The sequence below is a fragment of the Paraburkholderia sp. NPDC080076 genome (genome assembly GCF_050281145.1).
Taxonomy (GTDB): domain Bacteria; phylum Pseudomonadota; class Gammaproteobacteria; order Burkholderiales; family Burkholderiaceae; genus Paraburkholderia.
Genome location: NZ_JBNNWQ010000009.1, coordinates 115,923 through 136,532 on the forward strand (window position 1 = coordinate 115,923; position 20,610 = coordinate 136,532).

Consider the following 20,610-nt stretch of genomic DNA (forward strand, 5'->3'; position numbering starts at 1 on the left):
GCGGGGAAGGGTTGGGCGGCGGCGGCGCTGGGTTTGTCGGACAAGGCGGTGGTTCGTCGGGTTGAGCATGCCCGCGCGCAGCCGGACGAGTCGAGGCGCTCGGCGCGCGAGTGGCAGGAGTTGCGTGGCGTGTGGCGCGTTGGCCTGAGTCCAGCGTTTGACGCGTTTCAGGCGGGGCGCGCGACGAATGTAGTGATTGTTACAGAGACGCGGAAATCGTGCTGGGACCTGGGCGGAGAGGGCGCTGATCACACAGGTCACTAATGCAACTAACGGTCGAGCCCGCACGCCATCCGCGAACTGCTGCGCCCTCGCGTTGTCACACGCCACTCCGGCACAATCGCTTGACAGACGAGGCGCTTCGATTTGACCACGCACCGGCCCATCGGCTCATTCATCCGCGCGTCACGCGGCGAAAAAATAATGGCGTTGCCTTCCATTCAATACGCATTGGACGCTTCGCAATCGTTTGCCTGTTTTGCGCAACCGATGCACGCGCGCAGTGCCACGCACACGTGGCTTGCACCTCGCGCGTGCGAAAAAACGCCGCGCCGGCTGATGTCGGTAGGCATGGCATGTGCGTAACCAAGCGCTCGCGCTCGCCAGTGTCCGGTGGTCGTAAAATGTCGTACTCTGTTTCTTAACCCGCCTGACCGGCACGCGCCTCCCGCCCGTCATCTGTGCGGTTCGCGTATGTCGCGTCTTTTTTCCCGGAGGCTTCGATGACAGCCGTCGATCTGGAATTCGACCAGCTCAACAGTACCGTCGACGCGCTACGGCGCTCAATTTCCAATCGCATGATGTACGGCGTCGGCAAGGACGCCGTCACCGCGCATCCGCATGACTGGCTGCACGCCGCGGCGCTTGCCGTGCGCGACCGGCTGGTCGCGCGCTGGATGAAGACCACGCGCCTGCAATACGAACAGGACGTGAAACGCGTCTACTACCTGTCGATGGAATTCCTGATCGGCCGGACGTTTACGAATGCCTTGCTCGCTCTCGGCATTCATGACCAGATGAAGGAAGCGCTGGCGAGTCTCGGCGTCGACATGGATGCGCTGACCGATATCGAGCCGGACGCCGCGCTCGGCAACGGCGGCCTCGGCCGGCTGGCGGCCTGCTTTCTCGATTCGATGGCGACACTCGGCATTCCGGGTTTCGGCTATGGCATTCGTTACGAATACGGCATGTTCCGTCAGCAGATCGTCAACGGCGAGCAGGTCGAAGCGCCGGACTACTGGTTGCGCGCGGGTAATCCGTGGGAGTTTCCGCGGCCCGAGATCAAGTACATGGTGCACTTCGGCGGCCGCACGGTGCAGCGTGGCGAACATGTCGAATGGATCGACACGGAGCACGTGAACGCCACCGCGTACGACACCGTCATTCCAGGTTACGCAACCGACGCGACCAACACGCTGCGCCTGTGGTCCGCGCGCGCGACGGAAGAACTCGATCTCGGCGCGTTCAATCGTGGTGACTACCGCAACGCGGTCGACACGAAGAACATGTCGGAGAACGTGTCGCGCCTGCTGTATCCGGACGACTCGACTCCGGCTGGCCGCGAGCTGCGTTTGCGGCAGGAATACTTTTTCGTCTCGGCGACCATGCAGGATCTGATTCGCCGCTATCAGCGCACGCACAGCACGTTTGGGCGCTTCTCCGAAAAAGTGGCGGTGCATCTGAACGATACGCACCCCGTGCTGGCGATTCCCGAATTGATGCGTTTGCTGGTGGATGTCCACCATCTGCAGTGGGACAAGGCGTGGAAGCATGTCACGCAGATCTTCTCGTACACGAATCACACGCTGATGCCCGAAGCGCTTGAAACGTGGGACGTGGAGATGCTCGCGCGCCTGTTGCCGCGGCACCTCGAGATTATCTTCGAGATCAACGCGCAATTTCTCAAGCACGTCAGCGAGCAGTCGGGTCATGACGCCGAGATGATCCGGCGCATTTCGCTCGTCGACGAATACGGGCAGCGGCGCGTGCGTATGGCGTACCTGGCGATCGTTGCGAGCCACAAGGTGAACGGCGTCTCGAAGCTGCATTCGCAACTCATGACGCGCGATATCTTCGCCGACTTCGCGCGCATCTATCCGGACCGCTTCACCAATGTGACCAACGGCATCACGCCGCGCCGGTGGCTCGCGCAGGCGAGCCCGTCGCTGTCATCGCTGATCGATCAGCAGATCGGCAAGCATTGGCGCAGCAATCTGTTCGAGCTGGAGCAACTGCGCAACCTGCGCACGGACAGTGGCTTTATCGAGGCTTTCCGCGAAGCGAAGCGGCAAAACAAATTGCGGCTCGTGCACCGTCTCGCGCATCACACGAAACTGCATTTCGATCCGGATGCGCTGTTCGATCTGCAGGTCAAGCGCATTCACGAATACAAGCGGCAACTGCTCAACGTGCTGCACGTGATCGTGCGCTACAACCAGATTCGCGCGAATCCCGAGCGCGACTGGGTGCCGCGCGTGGTGATGTTCGCCGGCAAGGCCGCGTCCGCGTACCGGATGGCGAAGACGATCATCAAGCTGATCGGCGACGTCAGCGAGAAGGTCAATCACGATCCGCTAGTGGGCGACCGCCTGAAAGTGGTGTTCGTGCCGAACTACGGCGTGAGCGTGGCGGAGTTGATCATTCCGGCCGCCGATCTGTCGGAACAGATTTCGATGGCCGGCACGGAGGCATCGGGCACCGGCAACATGAAGCTCGCGCTCAACGGCGCGTTGACGATCGGCACGATGGACGGCGCGAATATCGAAATCTGCGATGCGGTGGGCCGCGAGAACATCTTCATCTTCGGCCACACCGCCGACGAAGTGGACAACCTGCGCGCCACCGGCTACCGGCCGCGGCAAATCTACGAAGAAAACGCGGAACTGCGCACGGCGCTCGACCAGATCCGCACGGGCTTCTTCTCACCGGATGATCCGCTGCGCTTCTCGGATATTTTCCACACGCTGGTCGATTGGGGCGATCACTACATGGTGCTCGCCGATTTCGCCGCGTTCGCCAAGGCGCAGGACGAGGTGGACGCGCGCTTCGTCGACAAGCGCGCGTGGGCCGAAAGCGCGATCGAGAATGTGTCGGGCATGGGGCAGTTTTCGTCGGATCGCACGATCGGCGAATATGCACGCAATATCTGGCATGTGAATCCGCTGAATATCGAATAGCGGACGCTTGCCTCGTTTCAGTCTCGGAGTGGAAAGGCCGTGCGATCGTTGATGAATCGCACGGCCTTTTTTACTGTCTGCTGCGAGTGTGGTTATTGCGCGAACTGCTCGACTCCGTTCGCGGCACGCAGGCCCATCTGGCCATGCGGGAAGTCGAACAGCACGTCGATATTCTGCATGCCCATCAGGCCGATCACGATGCGGTCGGCACCCGGTTTCGCCTTGACGATCGTCACTTGCGCGCCTTCATAGCGGTGTACCCATTTGCCCGTGCCGACCGCCGCGTTGTAGTTGCCCTGATTGAGCACCTTGCCCGCTTCGTCGTCGCCGGTCCAGTTCGGCGCCTTGTCCATTTCGACGCGGATCATGTCGGTGCTCGCCGTGGCGAACACCAGCGGCGCGCAAAAGGTCATCTTGTCGCCGACGTTCACGCAACCTCTCGGCCATTGCGCGGTGCCGTCTTGCGGGACAGTCAACGGCACCATCGTGTAGTCCTTCGTGATCGCGCTCGACGGACTCAGCACCAGGTAAGGTTTCGCAAAGTTCGAGTGCACCAGATAGCGCTGGCCGATATTGCCGGGCAACGCGCGCAGTGGTTGCGTGCAGCACGTGTCATCGGATTGCGCCGCGCCGACGCCGAACAGACCCGAGAACGCCCAGCCGAATTCACCGGTGTAGCCGTCCATGCCTACGCAGCGCCGGGCGTTGGGCTGACAGTTCACCATTTCGACGGCTTGTACGTCGATCTGCGCCGGCTTCGTGCCTGCGAGACTCATTGGCAATTTCACGGCTGCGCCGGAAACTTGCGCGCCGTTCGCCAACGGCAGCGAACTCGATGGCCCGGCGTTCGGATAATTCGTGGCCGGCAAGACCGACTTCAGCACGCGCACGCCCTGCGTGCCCGTGTCCAATGCGACATACACCGGCTTGCCATCGAGCTGGATCGGCAGGCCGAGGCGCGCGTGACCTGCGTCGACGCGCTCCACTTGCAGCGGAATCAGCAGGCCGTCCTGGCCGCCGTTGATCAGGGAGGCGGTTGGCGCGGGCGGCGTGGGCGTGGGGAAGGTGACGGCGCAGCCGCTGAGTGCCGCGAGTGCCCCGGTCACGACAAGCGCGGCCGCGCTGGAATGACGCAGGGCGAGGCGTAAATGCCGGCGCGCGGTATCGAGAGACGACAGGAACATAGATCACACGCTTTGCAAAAAGGCGGGTCCCTGACGAAGGCGAGGCATCGCACGCTGTGAGGCGGACAGCACGAGCGGCAATCTCGCTGGATTGGCCGTGGCGTGGGCGGTGAAACCGGGACGCTTGCGAACCTGCGGAAGGGAACACGCGATAACAGGAGCGGCGACTCTACATGGCCGCTCGAGTGCAATTGCAAAGATGTGTGACGGCGCGGGCGCGGCAGGCAACCGGCCCGTGCAAGTGTCGATCTACATCAATAGTCGCGCGGACGCCGGATCACGGTTGATTGCGCGCGGCCGAGCGTGGCGCGATCGAGTTTGACGGTCAGCAGGCCGATCACGTCCTCGAGGGTGCGCGAGGTGACTTCAACGCGGAAGGTCACGCGCTCGCGTTGCTGGTCGATGGTGACGACATAAAGACGCAGGTCGTCGCCGAGCGCGGCGTGCAACGCGCGCCGTCCGTCGGCCGACGACCTGCCGGGCACGGTGACGTCGATGATGACGAGTGGCACGACGATATGCGTGCGGCGAGCCATGTGCGGCGCTTGCGGCGCGCGCTGGGTGCGCGAGGAGGTGCGCGTGATGGGGAGATCGGACGTGGCGACGGAGGGGGGCATAGGGTTGCGCCGACCCGGCGGGCGGCGCGCGTTGTTGGCACCCGCCCACAATAACGGCGCGCGTCTCAAGGAAGCGCAAAAGCTGCCGCGCGGCGAATTAAAATTGTGTTAACGCGCGGACCGCGTGTGGCGTGGTAACGCGGCAAACAGCGGCGAACCGCGGCATCAAACCTTCGGCGCCGCAGCCGTGGCCTTCGCCTCGTTCACGGCCACACCGACGCGTTCGACGAAATCGCGATCGGTGCTCGACAGCGCTTCGCGATCGCCGTTCGCCGTTCGCACCATCAGACGATGCGTGATGTCCTGGGTCAGCCAGGTGAGCCAGCCGACCACGACCAGCATCGTGCCGCACACCATGCCGACCGGCGAGCGCAATATCGCGCCGACAATAGCGCCGGCGAGTCCAAGCAGCGAAATCGTGAGCGGCAAGACCTTGTTCTTCGGCACGGTGACGACCCGCACGTCCACGATATCGCGCAGCGGAAAGACCTGGCCGGCGGACGAGAGTGCGTTGCGCGTGACCGACACGCCACGATCATTGAAAGGGGTTTCCATCGAGTCGAATGCAAGCGGTAGCAAAGGCCGCAGCGTACCAGACTTCGAATGTCGAAAGTTACGGGGCCTTTCGCCGGCTCACAGGCCGACTGCGCAAGGGAAGCGTGCGCAGTCGGCTCAACCCTGCAATCACTGGATTTTCTGCCCACATGGTGCGGGCGATCTCCGAGCGCTGCCGGCAATTAGTCGCAACTAGTCGTTGTCGTTTCACGCTTCGGAGGTAAGGCTCCCTGGGCGGCCATTAGTCACGGGCTGCGTAGACGATCGGGCGCACATCCCGGATTCCCATATGCAAAGCGGCGCCATTCCACCGATGGCGCCACTTGCGGGCGTGAAGTCGTAGGCTTGCTTATCGCGCCACGTGCCCGACGTGATGACCCAGCCGAAGCTCGAAGTCGCCTTCCTTCTGCAGACCTTTCTCGTACATTTTGCCGATCAGAGCCTGCGTTTCCGGCCAGGAGGTCGTGCCGATGAAGGCCTGATTCGAGGACCAGCGCTCCGCTTCTGACGGAATGCCGGCGCGGGCATTGACGAGCTTCTTCGCGAGTTCCAGCGCGCGCTTTTCGAAGCTCGCGACACGCCGGGCAAAGTTATCGACGAAAGCGTCCAGCTCGGCGTCAGGAATCGAGCGATTCACCCAACCATATTTCTCCGCGGTGTCGGCGTCGAAATCGTCCGCGCCGCAGATGATTTCCAGCGCGCGTGAGCGACCGGCCAGAGCGGAGAGCCATTCGGTTGCGCCGCCGCCGGGGACCACCGCCACGCCGACTTCGACCTGTGCGAGCACAGCCTTTTCCTTCGACGCGAAACGCATGTCGCATGCCAGGGCGAGTTCCGAGCCGTGGCCGCGGGCGCGCCCACGAAGCTTGGCCACGCTGACGACCCGCGATTGCGCCAGCCGGGTGACGAATTTCGGCCACGCGCTAAATTCAGCGGCGCCCGGTTGTTCCGGGATGACCTCGCCACGATCGAGATCGTAATGCGCAACGAAGTAATCGGGGTTGGCACTTTCAAAGACAACAACCTTCAGATCGCGGTCGGCGTCGATCTTGTCCATCAGGACATTGAGTTCCGCGAACATCTCCGGATCGTAGAGATTGATTGGCGGATTCTCGATGATCACGCGCCAATAGCTGGGGGTCACAGCGTCGATCGACAGTCTGTTCTGGTTGGAAGTCATGTGTTTCTCCAGGTGATTTAGCGGCCGAGCCACGTCGGCCAGAGGTCCGTTATCTGGTTTCGTTATGAAACCATGTGGCGAAGCGTAACAACAATGGTTTAGTAACGCAACCAGTTAGTGGGAGAAATTTTGGAATGGTGTGTTGTCGATTAAGAGGGTGGTAACCGTGGGAAAATGGGGTAATTAAAGGACATTCGATCTATTTCGTGCATGATGGTCATGCACGAAAATCATCTTGTTGTGGTTGTATAATAAGACTAGATACAATAAAATCAAACCGAATTGATCGATTGTGTACCGAGAGGCAATCGATCCGACGCTGGATTGGCTTCAGTGATTTTTTAGCTTAGAGGAAGAGAGCAATGTCACTTCAACAACAAGTTTCAGACGACGACACCCAGGAGTATTCATGGCCTGGCGTGTTGGCCATTGCGCTTGGCGCGCTCTCGCTGGTTGTCACCGAGTTTCTGCCGGTTGGGTTGCTGTCGGGAATCTCCCGCGATCTGGGCGTGGCCGAAGGAACAGCCGGGCTAGCGGTCACTGCCACCGCGGTACTCGGCTTTATCGCCGCGCCGGTAACGGCGATTGCAATCGGCAAAGCCGACCGCAAGCTGGTCCTGCTTGGTCTCACGGTCTTGCTCATCATTTCCAGCGTATTGTCGTGGACAGCCGGAAACTTCGCGACGCTACTGATCGCCCGCATCATCCTTGGCATTGGGGTCGGTGGGTTCTGGGCCATTTCCATTACCGCGGCAGCGAAGCTTGTTGCGCCGGAAAAGGTGCATGCGGCGTCGTCGCTCGTGTTCGCCGGCATATCGATCGGTTCTGTGATCGCAGTTCCGGCCGGCTCCTACATCGGCGCTCATGCCGATTGGCGTGACGGATTTCTTGGCGCCAGCATCCTGGCCGCTGTCTGCTTCATCTTGCAGCTCGTTTTTCTTCCGACGCTCAAGATGAAAGAAGGGGTAAGCGTCAGTGACTTCTTTGGCTTGCTGAAGGACCCCAAGATCCGGGCGATCTTTTTGACTGTGATCTTCATCGTTGCCGGGCAGTACGCGGGCTACACTTTCGTCACGCCTTACCTGGAACAGGTTACGCATCTCGATGCCGCCATCGTCAGTGGCCTGCTGTTCGCGTACGGCGTGTCTACTGTCGTCGGGAATTTTGCCGGCGGTGCCTTCGCCGGGCGGAACCTGCATAGCACGGTGGTCGCCACGGTGTGGATCTTCGTGTTGTCTCTCGCTGCGATGGCAGTCTTCGCAACCAGCCCCATCTTCGCTGGCGCGGCGTTGCTGATATGGGCTCTTTCGTGGGGAATGGCTCCCGTGGGAACTCAGCTGTGGCTATATAACGCGACCTTGCATGCGCCTGAAGCCGCGCAGGCGATGAACACGAGCGTGTTCCAGCTGTCGATAGGATTGGGCTCGCTGGCCGGAGGCATCGTAGTCAATAACGTTGGATTGCGCGGTTCGATGTGGCTCGGTGTCCTGATCCTGGCCCTTGCGGTCGTGATGGTCTACATCGTCGGCCGTAAGAATCCGCAGGCTGCCGTCGCGTGAGATGGATACCCTTCTCACGCTAGTAACGAACGCCGAACTCTTTTCGATCGTGCTGTGCTCGATGTGTTGACTTGACAGGAGATGAAGATGCAACCAACCGCAGTAGTGGTGGGCGTTGGCTCGGAGGAAGGCCTTGGCGCCGCAGTTGCGCGCCGATTCGCGCGTGGTGGCTTTCATGTGCTAGTGGGCGGCCGCACTATGAGTAAGCTCGAACAGGTAGTGGCGGGCCTCGCTGACGGAAATGGAACGCCGGTTCAGGTGGATGCTACGAACGAAGAGGATGTCCGGCGGCTATTCGAACTGGCGTCGTCTCCTGGTGTCGGGCGTTCACCAGCCAGTGTCGTGGTCTTCAACGCCGGAAACAACCAGCACATCCCGTTTCAGGAGGTGTCCAGCGCTCAATTCGAGGACTTTTGGCGTGTGGGCTGTCTTGCCGGTTTTCTGGTCGGCAAAGAGGCGGCGAACCTTATGTTGCCTCAACGCCGGGGTACGATCATCTTCACCGGAGCGTCAGGTAGCTTGAGAGGAAAGCCCGGCTACGCGCATTTTGCAGCGGCGAAGGCGGGACTTCGCATGGTAAGCCAGAGCATGGCGAGGGAATTCGGACCACAAGGTCTGCATGTCGCTCATGTGGTGATCGATGGTGGCATCAACGGAGCCAGGCTGAAGAACCTGCGTCCAGACGCCGTTGCCCAGCGAGGAACGGGTGGTCTGTTGAACATCGATGCTATTGCCGAGACTTACTGGCAACTGTATCTGCAACATCCCACTGCGTGGACTCACGAGATCGACCTGCGGCCGTTCAAGGAATCGTTCTGACGCGTCTGGATGAGTCCATTCTTTAAACCGATGCAGTCCTCGCCGCCGGCTAGTTCATGAAGACGATGCGGGGCACCAGGACATCCTTCGGATGGAGATGGCGCCCGTCTTCCGACACCATCGCGAGCCGCTTGAGAGGCCGCTTTTTCTTGGCATCCAAAGGGATGGAGCCGCGCTCCCCGGGTTCGAACAGATATTCGGCGCCCCACTGACCGAGCGCGACAAGCACGGGGAGCAAAGCCTCCCCTTTGCTGGTCAGTGCATACTCCTGGTATGCGCTGCCATCCGAGGCGGGGACAATTTCCATCACCCCCTGTTCGACCATTGATTTCAGACGGGCCGACAGGATATTTTTGGGGATTCCGAGGCTGCGCTGGAACTCGCTGAAGCGGCCTATGCCGGCCGTCGCGTCGCGGATGATGAGCAACGACCACCAGTCGCCAATTTCATCGAGCGCCCGGGCGATCGCACAGAGATTCCCTTCGAGACTTTTGCGTTTCATGGCTGATCCTGCTTGACTATGCCCTAGCATATCATATCTGGTATCTTTATTGAACCAATATGATGGAGGCATGAGAGTCTTCGCGGTGACTATCTCGTCATTGCACCCGCCAGGAGAGGCTCTGTCGCAGGGCTGCGATCGGCTCGCCCGGACCGGGCCTGCCGCGATGGTTACTGCTGGTGGGAGGCCTGTTCTGCGGGCGATGGATTGTCTTTCTCCGCCTAGTCAATGCGCAGCGGCTGCCTCGACCAGAGCGACCACGCCACTGAGCGGCTTCATCAAATCATCCGGGAGACGATGACGTTGGCGGAGATGCTCGATCGAGTTGAACGACAACCATGTACGGCCATCGGCATCCTCCCAGACGAGTACCTTAAGCGGAAGATCCAGCGCAGCAGTAGGCGCGCATTGCATCAATGGCGTACCAGCCTTGGGGTTGCCGAAGATCACGAGTTGACTGAAGCTTAGCGCGAGCCCGGCTCGCTCGGCGTCGCCACTGAAATCGATGCAGCTGAAAAGCATCAGCCCCCGTTCCCGGATCAACTGTTGGAGGCGCTCGGTTGTTGCGGCACCGGAGCGCGCGCTTGCAAAGGTGACGATGCCGTTATCGGCACTCTCAGTAGTTGAGTTGGTGGTCATGGTGTCTCCAATGCGGACGGTACGCGTTCGACGTAGTCCAGACGAGCGCACCAGCTCAGTTTAGGTGTTCCCGGAAGCAGTGTGGTCGATTTTTTGCCCAGTCTCAATCAAACGCCTTGTCGTTCGGCGCTGCGTACATTTTTTCCAGTCCCTCGCTCATGGGAAAGTCAAAGTTGATGCCTTTCGGCGGTACCGGCTTCATGAACCACTTGTCGTACATGGTTTTGATATCGCCGCTTTTCATCTCGTGAATCATGACGTCGTCGACCAGCTTCCTGAACTCCGGGTCGTCCTTGCGGAGCATGAAGCCATACGCTTCGGACGATTGGGGCGTTCCCACAATGACCCAGTCGGCGGGCTTGGCCGTCAGCGAGCGCGCGCCGGCAAGCAGGACGTCGTCCATCATGTAGGCCACGGCCCGGCCGGTTTCGAGCGTGACACGGCCTTCACCGTAATCTTTCGCGCTGATGATCTGCATGTTCATCTTTTTCTCCTCGTTCATTTTCCTGAGGAGACGTTCTGATGTGGTTCCCTGGTTGGTCACGACGGTCTTGCCGGCAAGATCGGCGAAATCCTTGATGCCGGAGTCTTTGCGCGTCAGGAGACGCGTCGTGGCAACGAAGAACGTGTTGGAAAACGCGACCTGGTTTTGCCGGGCCGTCAGGTTTGTCGTCACCCCGCATTCGAGGTCGACGGTGCCGTTCTGCACGAGTGGAATGCGGTTCTGCGAAGTAACCGGTATGAAGCGGACGCGCAGATCAGGGTGGCCAGTCTTGGCCTTCACCGCGTCGATGATCCTGTTGCAAATATCCTGGGAAAATCCGATCACCTGATTATTCGTATCAACGTACGAAAACGGCACGGATGTTTCGCGGTGGCCGATCGAAATCGAATTTCCGTTCTGGATTTTTGCCAGGGTCGACTGCGTCTCCTGCGCCGAGGCGGCGGTCGAAACAACGGCAAAAGTCGCGAGGGCCATCAACAGCCTGTGTTTCATAACAATTTCCCCATCGTGGTAAGAACCCGTCTCTGCGCGTGTGCGCGGCCGATTTGATACATATGTTGCCAGAAAAATATTTAATGCAACATATGTTAACCACTGATACGCCAAACATTTGGCCGCTTTGGTTGCACGAGCGGCACAAGGGATCGACGGGTGCCTCACAAGGGCCGGTCACGCTGCGCTGCAATCCACGTCTGCGAATGCGTGTGATTTCGCCTGTCGGCATCGCGGCCGGAATCCGCTCGGGGGAGGGGAACGTTAAATGCTACTTCGGTCGACGGAGTCGCGCGGCGGCACGAACGAATACAGCCGCGCGAATTACACATCGACCCTGGAGACAAACAAAATGAGCACTCGGCCCACCAATCCGCCTGATCCTGCACGCCGGAAAATTCTCGCTGCGCTGGCAAGTTCTATTGCGTTGTCGGCTTGCGGCGGAGGTGGCGGCGGCAACTCCGGGTCAGGCGGGTCGACCAATCCTGCGATCGGAGCGATCCCGCCAGATCGCGCCAATCTTCCGCGTCCTCCATTGCCCGATCCGTCGACTTCCGGCATCGACCATATCGTCCTCGTCACGATGGAAAACCGTTCCTTCGATCATCTGCTCGGCTGGGTGCCGAACGCCGAAAGCGCGCAGGCTGGGCGCACGTTGACTGATGCGTTCGGCACGGCCCGCGCGTCGTTCGCGCTCACGGCAAATGCGGCCTATGGCTTCCAGGGCTGCGCATACGCGGACCCGGATCACGCGTACGACGCCGGGCGCACCCACCTTGCAAACGGTGCAATGAACGGCTTCCTGCTGACGCCGGCCACCAGCCTCACGCCTGGCGACTTGCTGCCGATCGGCTATTTCCAGGCCACGGATCTGGAGTTCTACCAGGGGGCTGTCGCGCAATACACCGTCTGCGACTATTACATGAGCGGCATTCTTGCCGACACCTACCCGAATCGCGTCTACCTGCATAGTGGTGAAACGGACCGCCTTTCCGACACGCTCGACACCTCGTCATTGCCGACCATCTGGGACCGTCTCGACGCGAAGAACATCTCGTCGACGTACTACTTCCACGACGTGCCGTTCACGGCGCTCTACGGAACCCGCTATGTCGGCCGTTCGAAGCTGTTTGCCGATTTCCTGACCGATGCCGCCGCGGGCACCTTGCCGTCGTTCTGTATGGTCGATCCGAGTTTCGGCGGCGAAGCACAGGGGACGTCGAACGACGACCATCCGCATGCCGACGTCCGCAACGGCCAGGTGCTGTTGGGGCAGATCTACGATGCGCTGCGCACCAGCCCGAACTGGAGCAAGACGCTCGTGATCATCGTCTACGACGAGTGGGGCGGCTTCATGGAACATGTCGCGCCGCCGATAAGGACGGTGTCGGCCGCCGAAAGCGCGTTGGGCAACGACGGGCGGCTCGGGTTTCGCGTGCCTTGCGTGCTGCTCGGACCGCGTGTGCGGGCGAACAGCGTGTCGCGCTATCCGTTCGATCCTAGTTCGATCCATCAACTGCTGGCCTGGCGCTTCGGGCTCGACCCGCTCGGCGTGCGGGGAAGCGATCCGGGAACGGTCAACCTGGCGTACGCATTGGATCTGGCGGACGCGCCACGCACCGACGCGCCTGCCATCGCCGTCACGCAGGGTGTTTTCGGCGCGGCGTGCGCGGCGTCGGCGTCCACCGGCGCTTCGGTCGTGACCGGCATCGGCGAACTGGACAAGAGCCAGGCCACGCCGGGAAGCACCGTCCCCGATACGTCAGTGAGCCCGGTGGGCGGCCGTTTCGCGGAGCTGAGAACGAAGGCGGACGCTCTTGGCTTTCCGAGTCCGAAGTAACCTGGCGTCAAGCGCGATCCGCTGGATTGCCTTGACCCGCCTTCGGCGCTCCGGCGTCCTGATGATGATCGGCGGCGAGAAACATATACATCGCGGGCACCACGAACAACGTGAAGAGCGTGCCGATCGACAGCCCCGTGAAGATCACGAGGCCCATCGCATTGCGGCCCGCGGCGCCTGCCCCCGAGGCGACCACGAGCGGCAGGACGCCGAGCACCATCGCCGCCGTGGTCATCAGAATCGGGCGCAGCCGCACGCCGGCCGCCTCTTCCAGGGCTTCGCGCTTCGATCTGCCGGCATGTTGCAGTTCGTTGGCGAACTGGACGATCAGAATGCCGTGCTTGCTGACGAGCCCCATCAGCGTGACGAGCCCGACCTGCGTGTAGATGTTCAGCGTCGTCAAGCCGATGTTGATGAAGATCAGTGCGCCGAAGAGCGCCATCGGCACCGAAATCAGAATCACGATCGGGTCGCGGAAACTTTCGAACTGGGCCGCGAGCGCAAGGAACACGATGATCGTCGCGAACATCAGCGTGATGACAAAACCGCCGGACTCCTGCACGAACTGTCGCGATTGCCCCGAGTAATCCGCCGAATAGCCTGCGGGTGCCGCCTGTGCGGTCGCCTTGCGCAGAAAGTCGAGTACCTCGCCTTGTGACACGCCCGGCACGATCACGCCGGAGATCGTCGCCGAGTTGAGTTGCTGGAAGTGGTTGATCGATTCCGGCACAACGTTGTGTTCGAGATGCGCAATCGTCGAAGCCGGCATGACACTGCCGTCCGGCGTGCGCAGGTAGTAATCGAGCACCTGTGAAGGATTCAGGCGGTCGGTCTGCAATACCTGCGGAATCACCTTGTACGAGCGCCCGGCGATCGAGAAGTAGTTGACATAGCCGCCGCCGAGCGCCGACCCGAGGGCTTGCCCGACGTCGCTCTGCGAGAGGCCGAGCGAGGCGACCTTGTCGCGGTCGACGACGAGCGTGGCTTCCGGCTTGTCGAGCTTGAGATCGCTGTCGACGAAGAAAAACATCCCGCTCGCGCGGGCTTGTTGCAGAACTGCCTGCGATACCTCGTTGAGGTTCTCGAAAGGCTCGGTCGTGCTGATGACGAACTGCACCGGCAAGCCCTGCGAGCCCGGCAGCGGCGGAAACTGGAATGCCGCGACACGCGCCCCGGCAATCTCATTCCATTTCTGCTGCAATTCCTGCTGCAACGCGGTCGCGCCCTTGCTGCGCTGATCCCATGTCTTGAACAGCACCCCGCCGATCCCCTGGTTGAGTGTCGGTGAGCCCGTGAGCTGGAACATCTGCGCGTATTCAGGCAAGGCCTTGGATATGTCGAATACCTGGTCCGCGTACGTCTGCATCTGCTGGATGGTCGCGTTCGGCGGCCCCTGGATCTGCGACAGTACGATGCCCTGATCCTCCTGCGGCGCGAGTTCCGATTTCGACGTCATGAACAGGTAGACCGTGCCGCCGAGCAGCAGCGCGCCCATCACGGTGAATACGGGCCAAGTGTCGAGCGTCGCGTGCAACAGACGGCCGTAGCCACGATGAAGGCGTTCGAACTGGCGGTCGACGAAGCGCGCGAAGCGTCCCGACTCCTGGTCCGCGCGAAAGAAGCGCGAGCACATCATCGGCGACAACGTGAGCGCGATCACGCCGGACACCGTCACCGCGCCGGCCAGCGAGAACGCGAACTCGGTGAAGAGGGCGCCGGTCAGGCCGCCCTGAAAACCGATCGGCGCATACACGGCGATCAGCACGACGGTCATCGCGAGGATCGGGCCGCCGAGTTCGCGCGCGGCGATCAGGGCGGCCTCGAATGGCGCCTTGCCTTCCTCCTTCATGTGGCGATCGACGTTCTCGACCACGATGATCGCGTCGTCCACCACGAGCCCGATCGCGAGCACGAGCGCGAGCAGTGTCAGCAGATTGATCGAATAGCCGAGAAACTGCATCACGAAGAACGTGCCGATGAGCGACAACGGCATTGCGATCAGCGGCACGACGACCGCGCGCAAGCTGCCGAGGAACAGGAAAATCACCGCGGTGACGATCAGCAGCGCCTCGACCAGCGTCTTGATGACTTCGACGATCGCGGTGTTGATGAAATCGGTTGCGTCATAAACGATCTCGCCCGTCATGCCGGTCGGGAACTGCTTCTGCAGCCCCGGAAAGATGGCTTTCACGCGCTTGGCGACATCGAGAATGTTCGCGTCCGGCGCGACCTTGATGCCGATGAACACCGAACGCTTGCCGCTGAACGCGACATTGAAGTCGTAGCTGTCGGCGCCGAGCACGACGTTCGCGACGTCTTCGAGGCGCACGATCGCGCCGTTCTTCTGTTTGACGACGAGTTGCTTGAAGTCGTCGACGGTATGCAGGTCTGTGCCCGCGTTCAGATCGACGCTGACCATTTGCCCCTTGGTCGTGCCGAGCGTCGCGAGATAGTTGTTGTTGCCGAGCGCCGTGAAGACGTCGGCTGCCGTCACGCCGTGGGCGGCGAGCCGCGTCGCGTCGAGCCACGCGCGCAACGCGAACTGCCGGCCGCCGAGGATTTCAGCCGTCTGCACGCCTTCGATCGAATCGAGCTTGGGCTTGATGACGCGTAACAGGTAGTCCGTGACGTTGTTGCTCGGCAGCACGTCGCTGTAAAAGCCCATGTACATCGCGTCGGTGGTCTGCCCGGTCTGTATCGTCAGCACCGGCTGCTGCGCCTGCGGCGGCAACTGGTTGCGCACCGAGCCGATCTGCGTATTGATCTCGGTCAGCGCGCGGTTCGCGTCGTAGTTCAGGCGCAGCGTTGCGATAATGGTCGACACGCCGGTGCTGCTCGTCGACGACATGTAGTCGATGCCTTGCGCCTGGGCAATCGCCGACTCGAGCGGCTGTGTGATGAAGCCGGCGATGGTGTCGGCGCTCGCCCCGTAGTAGGCCGTGGTGATCGTCACGATGGCGTTTTGGGTCTGCGGATACTGGCTGACTTTCAGCGCGGCCAGCGAGCGCAACCCGAGCACGAGGATCAGCAGGCTGACGACCGAGGCAAGCACGGGCCGGCGGATAAAGAGATCGGTGAAGGTCATCGCGCGGTCTCTCTATTGTTCCTGGGGCGCCGGGTTCGGATTGTCCGACGGCTGCACGCTGTTGTTGATGACGAGCGGCGTGCCGTTCTTCAGCTTGAGCTGACCGCTCGTCACGACCTGCGTGCCGGCGTCGACGCCTTTGAGGATCGCGACCTGATCGCCGCGCGTCGGGCCAGGCGTGACGAACACCTGCTGCGCGACGGGCAGCGCCTTGCCCTGCGCGTTGGGCTGGGTGCCCGGCTTGACGATGAACACGGTCGCGCCATAAGGGTTGTAAGTGATCGCGGTTTGCGGCAGCGTCAGGTAGCGCTGTCCGGCGCCCGCGTCGATCTTCACGTTCGCGTACATGCCCGGCAGCAGCTTGCGCTCGTGGTTGTCCACGCTGGCTTCGATCTGCACGTTGCGCGTGGTGCTGTCGACCTTCGGGCTGACCGACTGGATCTTGCCCTTGAACGTTTGCCCGCTGTAGGCATTGGTGTCGACCACGATGGTCTGGCCGATCGCGAGCTGGCCGAGCTGCTGCTGCGGCACGTAGAAATCGGCGTAGATCGGGTCGATTGCCTGCAGCGTGACGATCGCATCGCCCGGATTGATGTACTGCCCCGGATTGATCGTGGTGATGCCGAGACGTCCCGCAAACGGCGCGCGAATGATCTTCTTGTCGACAAGCGCGGCCTGTTGCGCGACTTGCGCCTTCTTGCCCTTGAGGTCGGCGGCGTCGGCGTCGAGCTGCGCCTTGGCGATCGCCTTGATGTCGTACTGCGCCTTGTCGCGCGTGTAGACCGTCTGCGCGAGTTCTGCGGCTGCCTGGAGCGACTGGAGCAGCGCCACGTCGCTGTCCGCGTTGAGCCTGACGAGCACTTGTCCGGCTTTCGCTTCCTGTCCCGAACTGAATGCCACCTCGCGCACGAGGCCCGCGACTTCGGTGGTGACATCGACGCCGCGCACGGCGCGCAGGCTGCCGACCGCAGCAAGCTGCGGCTGCCATTGCTGATAACCGGCGACGACTGCCGAGACGGTGGCGGGCGGCGCCGAGTTGCCCGCCATGAACCTGGCGAACATATGCGTGCGAAACACGTTGAAGCCGACGAGCGCGGCCAGCAGCAGGCCGACACAGATCAGCATGATCACCATCCGTTTTGTCAGCGGTTTTCTTTCGGTCATCGTGATGTCCTTGCACGGCATTGGGCGAAAGCGCCGGACGGTTCGTCCATTCGTTCCTTCGTTTCTGACGGCGCGTGTTGCAAAGAGCGGTGAAGCGAGTGTCCTGTCGGGCTATGGCAATGCGTCAATGCGTGGTCGCGGCGGTGGCCGGCGCGGCGGCGTTCCACCAGCCGCCACCGAGCGCCTGGAAGAGGGCCGCGGTGTCGGCGTAGCGGGCTGCCTGAGCCTGAGCGAGGCTCACCACTGTTTGCTGGTACTGGCGTTGGGCATCGAGAAGCGATAGATAGCTCACGCCGCCGACGCGGTACTGCCCACGCGTGAGTTCCAGCGAGTCGTTGGCGGCATGCCAGGCATCCGTCTGCGCTTTCAGGCCGGTCGCGTCGTGATCGAGCGCGCGCAGCGAGTCCGCGACGTTCTGAAACGCCAGCAGCACCGTCTCACGATATTGCGCGTCGGCCTGCTCGTACGCCGCCTCGGCCGCGCGCTTCTGCGCGCTCAGTTGCCCGCCGTGGAAGACCGGTTGCAGCAGGCCGGCGCCGATGCTCCAGATCGTGCTGCCGGCCTTGAACACCTGTGCCGGCGTGAGGGCCTCGGCGCCGTAGCTGGCCGACAGCGTGATCTGCGGATACATCGCCGCGGTGGCCACGCCGATTTGTGCGCTGGCCTGATGCAGCACGGCATCGGCGGCGAGAATGTCGGGCCGCTGTTGCACCAGGGCCGACGGCAGACTGACAGGCAGCGTTTCGGGTAACGAAAACATCTCGAGCCTGAATTCGGGCAACGCGGTGTCGCTGGGCAGTTTGCCGGCCAGCACGGCGAGCTGGTGACGCACCTGGTCGAGTTGTTGTTGCAGCGGCGGCAGCGTGGCGCGGGTCTGCGCCAACAGGGTCTGCTGCGCGAGCACCGTCGTACGGCCCACGCCCCCAAGTTCGAACTGCTTGCCGAGTACGCCGAGTTGCTCGTCTTCTTGCGCGGCGATCTGCTCGGTTGCCTCGATCTGGGCGCGCAGCGACGCCTCCTTGACGGCCGCGGTCACGATGTTCGCCGACATCGCGAGATAGGCCGCCTGCAACTGGAAGCGCTGGTAATCGACTTGCGCGTGCACCGCTTCGAGTGCGCGCCGGGTGCCGCCGAACACGTCGAGTTTGTACGACACGTTCACCGATGCGTTGTAGAGATTGAACTCCTCGACGAGTCCGGGCTCGCCGAATGTGACGCCGTTGAATTTTTGGCGCGTGGCGCCGAGTTGCGCGTCGACGCTGGGCAGAAGGGTGCCGCCCGCTTGCGCCGAGAAGTTTTCGCGCGCCTGCCGCAGGGCCGCTTGCGCCGCCGCGATGTTCGGACTGTTGACGAGCGCCTGACGGATCAGCGTGTCGAGCGGCTCGCAATGAAAGAGCGCCCACCAGGCGGCGGGAATGTCCTGTCCCGGCACGAAGCGCTGCGGCAAGCCGGCGGCTCCCGGGGAAGAGGCCGTCTGCTCGGGCAGCGGCGAGGCGGTGTAGGTGTCGGTAGCGGGCGCGGGGGGAGAGCGGTAGTCAGGACCGACCATGCAGCCGGCCACTGCGGCACAGCCGCATAGGGCGACGCACAGGCGCCGCTGCCGGACAATACGCGGGTTAACGTCGGTCATCGATCCACCTTGTATCGCCTGCGTTCTGACTAAACGAGCGAGCGGACGCGGATATTCGGGCAACGTGAACGTTCGGTGTTTCTTTTCCTGCCTGACGCGGGAATTTACCATGCGGGACGATAGCTACGCGTAGCCTAGCACGGTCGATTGCTGCGCTCGCACACGAGATCACGTAGGCGGTGCGCTCGACCTGCCTCCACCGGAATCTCCCATCGCGCAAACGGTCTATACTGGAATATCGCCCTTTTTTTTCGGGGGATCAAATGGCTGCCACGCAATCAGGGGCGACGCCCCTCTCCGACCAGGACGCTCGGCGGCAGTTACGCCGCGCGGTCATCGCCAGCACGATTGGCACTACGATCGAATGGTATGACTTCTTCCTCTACAGTACGGTCACCGGCCTGGTTTTCGCGAAGCTGTATTTTCCCGGATCAGACCCACTCGTCGGCACACTGCAAGCTTTCCTGATTTACGCCGTCGGCTTTATAGCGAGGCCGGTTGGCGCGGCTATTTTCGGCCACTACGGCGATCGCATCGGACGTAAGGCCACGCTCATCGTCACGCTGTTGCTGATGGGATTCGCCACGTTTGCCGTGGCCTTTGTTCCGACCTATGCGACGATCGGCATCTGGGGCGCCGTCGCGCTCACGGTGCTGCGTTTCATCCAGGGCGTGGGCGTCGGCGGCGAATGGGGTGGCTCGGTCCTGATGTCGATGGAATGGGCGCGCACCAACGCGCACCGCGGCTTCGTCGCCTCCTGGCCGCAGTTCGGGGTGCCGGCGGGACTGTTCCTGGCCAATCTCGCCGTGCTGGCCATGAGCGAGATCTCCGGCAGTGCTTTCCTGACGTGGGGCTGGCGCGTTCCCTTCTTTCTCAGCATCGTACTCGTCGCGATCGGCCTCTACATCCGCCTGAATATTCTCGAGACGCCGATCTTCGCGCGGCTCCTCGCCGAACACAAGATCGAGAAGACGCCGATGCTCGAGGTATTGCGCCGCCAGCCGAAAGACATCCTTCTCTCGGCCTTTGCGCGCATGGCGGAACAGGCCCCGTTCTACATTTTCACGGCCTTCGTCTTCACCTATGGCGTCACGACGCTGGGCGTGACACGCGACCTGCTGCTGACGGCGGTACTGGCGGCTTCCGTGCTGGAATTCGTCACCATCCCGCTGTTTGGCCATGTGTCCGATCTGATCGGGCGGCGGCGGATGTACATGATCGGTGCCGCCGCTGTCGGTGTATTCGGCTTCCTCTATTTCGGCATGGTGGACACCAGGAATCCAATGTGGATCTTTGCGGCCATCGTGCTCTCGCTGGTACCGCATTCGATGATGTATGGTCCGCAAGCTGCATTGATCGCCGAATCGTTCACGGGGCGGCTGCGTTACAGCGGGGCGTCCATGGGCTACCAACTGGCTTCGGTCATTGCGGGCGGCCCCGCGCCGCTGATTGCGACCGCGCTCTTCGCTTACTACCATTCGGGCTATGCGATCGCCGGCTATGTGCTGGTGTGCTCGGCGCTCAGCCTGATCGCCGCTTCGCGGCTAGGTGACTACACGAACAAAGACATCTCGCAGGAATACGACGATGCGCGGACGATGGGCGATAGCGGGCACGCCACTCCAGCCGCATGATTAGTCGGCTTGCCGCGGCTTCCATCAAT

At 61.9% G+C, this 20,610-nt stretch carries 15 protein-coding genes; 5 read left to right on the forward strand and 10 right to left on the reverse strand.

The features are described 5' to 3' along the window. Positions 1-722: 722 nt before the first annotated feature. Positions 723-3,176, forward strand: a complete 2,454-nt coding sequence (locus ACQKRQ_RS30365) for a glycogen/starch/alpha-glucan phosphorylase (protein WP_427481251.1) — start codon at positions 723-725, stop codon at positions 3,174-3,176. Positions 3,177-3,268: 92 nt separating this feature from the next. Here the strand turns inward: ACQKRQ_RS30365 and ACQKRQ_RS30370 are convergent, their stop codons facing one another. The 4 genes from ACQKRQ_RS30370 to ACQKRQ_RS30385 form a co-directional block, all read right to left on the reverse strand. Next, entirely contained in the window at positions 3,269-4,360 is a 1,092-nt protein-coding gene (locus ACQKRQ_RS30370) for a hypothetical protein (protein WP_408176989.1), read from the reverse strand. Positions 4,361-4,614: 254 nt separating this feature from the next. Next, on the reverse strand, positions 4,615-4,977 hold the full coding sequence (locus ACQKRQ_RS30375; RefSeq protein ID WP_132382190.1) for a hypothetical protein: 363 nt from the start codon (positions 4,975-4,977) through the stop codon (positions 4,615-4,617). Between the two features lie 165 nt (positions 4,978-5,142). After that, complete coding sequence (locus ACQKRQ_RS30380; RefSeq protein ID WP_408176990.1) at positions 5,143-5,532, reverse strand: DUF6232 family protein; 390 nt, start codon at positions 5,530-5,532, stop codon at positions 5,143-5,145. A gap of 349 nt (positions 5,533-5,881) precedes the next feature. Further along, on the reverse strand, positions 5,882-6,712 hold the full coding sequence (locus ACQKRQ_RS30385) for an enoyl-CoA hydratase/isomerase family protein (protein WP_427481252.1): 831 nt from the start codon (positions 6,710-6,712) through the stop codon (positions 5,882-5,884). A 362-nt stretch (positions 6,713-7,074) separates the two neighbouring features. On the opposite strand from ACQKRQ_RS30385, the gene ACQKRQ_RS30390 reads away from it, so the two are divergent. After that, positions 7,075-8,271: an MFS transporter gene (locus ACQKRQ_RS30390; RefSeq protein WP_427481253.1), complete on the forward strand. Its 1,197-nt coding sequence runs from the start codon at positions 7,075-7,077 to the stop codon at positions 8,269-8,271. A gap of 87 nt (positions 8,272-8,358) precedes the next feature. Further along, the gene (locus ACQKRQ_RS30395; RefSeq protein ID WP_427481254.1) at positions 8,359-9,090 is read left to right on the forward strand and encodes an SDR family NAD(P)-dependent oxidoreductase; all 732 of its coding nucleotides are present in this window, start codon (positions 8,359-8,361) and stop codon (positions 9,088-9,090) included. 49 nt (positions 9,091-9,139) lie between these two features. Here ACQKRQ_RS30395 and ACQKRQ_RS30400 read toward each other — a convergent pair whose 3' ends face one another. The 3 genes from ACQKRQ_RS30400 to ACQKRQ_RS30410 all read right to left on the reverse strand — a co-directional run bounded on the left by ACQKRQ_RS30400 (position 9,140) and on the right by ACQKRQ_RS30410 (position 11,228). Then, on the reverse strand, positions 9,140-9,592 hold the full coding sequence (locus ACQKRQ_RS30400; protein ID WP_408250697.1) for a winged helix-turn-helix transcriptional regulator: 453 nt from the start codon (positions 9,590-9,592) through the stop codon (positions 9,140-9,142). Between the two features lie 225 nt (positions 9,593-9,817). After that, positions 9,818-10,231 carry a DUF302 domain-containing protein gene (locus tag ACQKRQ_RS30405; protein WP_427481255.1) on the reverse strand — a complete coding sequence of 138 codons (414 nt, stop codon included), beginning with the start codon at positions 10,229-10,231 and terminating at the stop codon, positions 9,818-9,820. Positions 10,232-10,334: 103 nt separating this feature from the next. Further along, entirely contained in the window at positions 10,335-11,228 is an 894-nt protein-coding gene (locus tag ACQKRQ_RS30410) for a glutamate/aspartate ABC transporter substrate-binding protein (protein ID WP_427481256.1), read from the reverse strand. Positions 11,229-11,580: 352 nt separating this feature from the next. Here ACQKRQ_RS30410 and ACQKRQ_RS30415 point away from each other — a divergent pair, with 352 nt between their 5' ends. After that, positions 11,581-13,068 (forward strand): alkaline phosphatase family protein, encoded by a 1,488-nt coding sequence (locus ACQKRQ_RS30415; RefSeq protein ID WP_427481257.1) that lies wholly within the window; start codon positions 11,581-11,583, stop codon positions 13,066-13,068. Between the two features lie 7 nt (positions 13,069-13,075). Here the strand turns inward: ACQKRQ_RS30415 and ACQKRQ_RS30420 are convergent, their stop codons facing one another. From ACQKRQ_RS30420 to ACQKRQ_RS30430, 3 genes are all read right to left on the reverse strand, one after another. Next, the gene (locus ACQKRQ_RS30420; RefSeq protein ID WP_427481258.1) at positions 13,076-16,153 is read right to left on the reverse strand and encodes an efflux RND transporter permease subunit; all 3,078 of its coding nucleotides are present in this window, start codon (positions 16,151-16,153) and stop codon (positions 13,076-13,078) included. 12 nt (positions 16,154-16,165) lie between these two features. Then, the gene (locus ACQKRQ_RS30425) at positions 16,166-17,317 is read right to left on the reverse strand and encodes an efflux RND transporter periplasmic adaptor subunit (RefSeq protein ID WP_427481259.1); all 1,152 of its coding nucleotides are present in this window, start codon (positions 17,315-17,317) and stop codon (positions 16,166-16,168) included. Positions 17,318-17,441: 124 nt separating this feature from the next. Continuing rightward, positions 17,442-18,947, reverse strand: coding sequence for an efflux transporter outer membrane subunit (locus tag ACQKRQ_RS30430; RefSeq protein WP_427481260.1), 1,506 nt, complete (start codon positions 18,945-18,947; stop codon positions 17,442-17,444). A gap of 263 nt (positions 18,948-19,210) precedes the next feature. Between ACQKRQ_RS30430 and ACQKRQ_RS30435 the strand changes: the two genes are divergently transcribed. Then, positions 19,211-20,581, forward strand: a complete 1,371-nt coding sequence (locus ACQKRQ_RS30435; RefSeq protein WP_427481403.1) for an MFS transporter — start codon at positions 19,211-19,213, stop codon at positions 20,579-20,581. Positions 20,582-20,610: the final 29 nt, after the last annotated feature.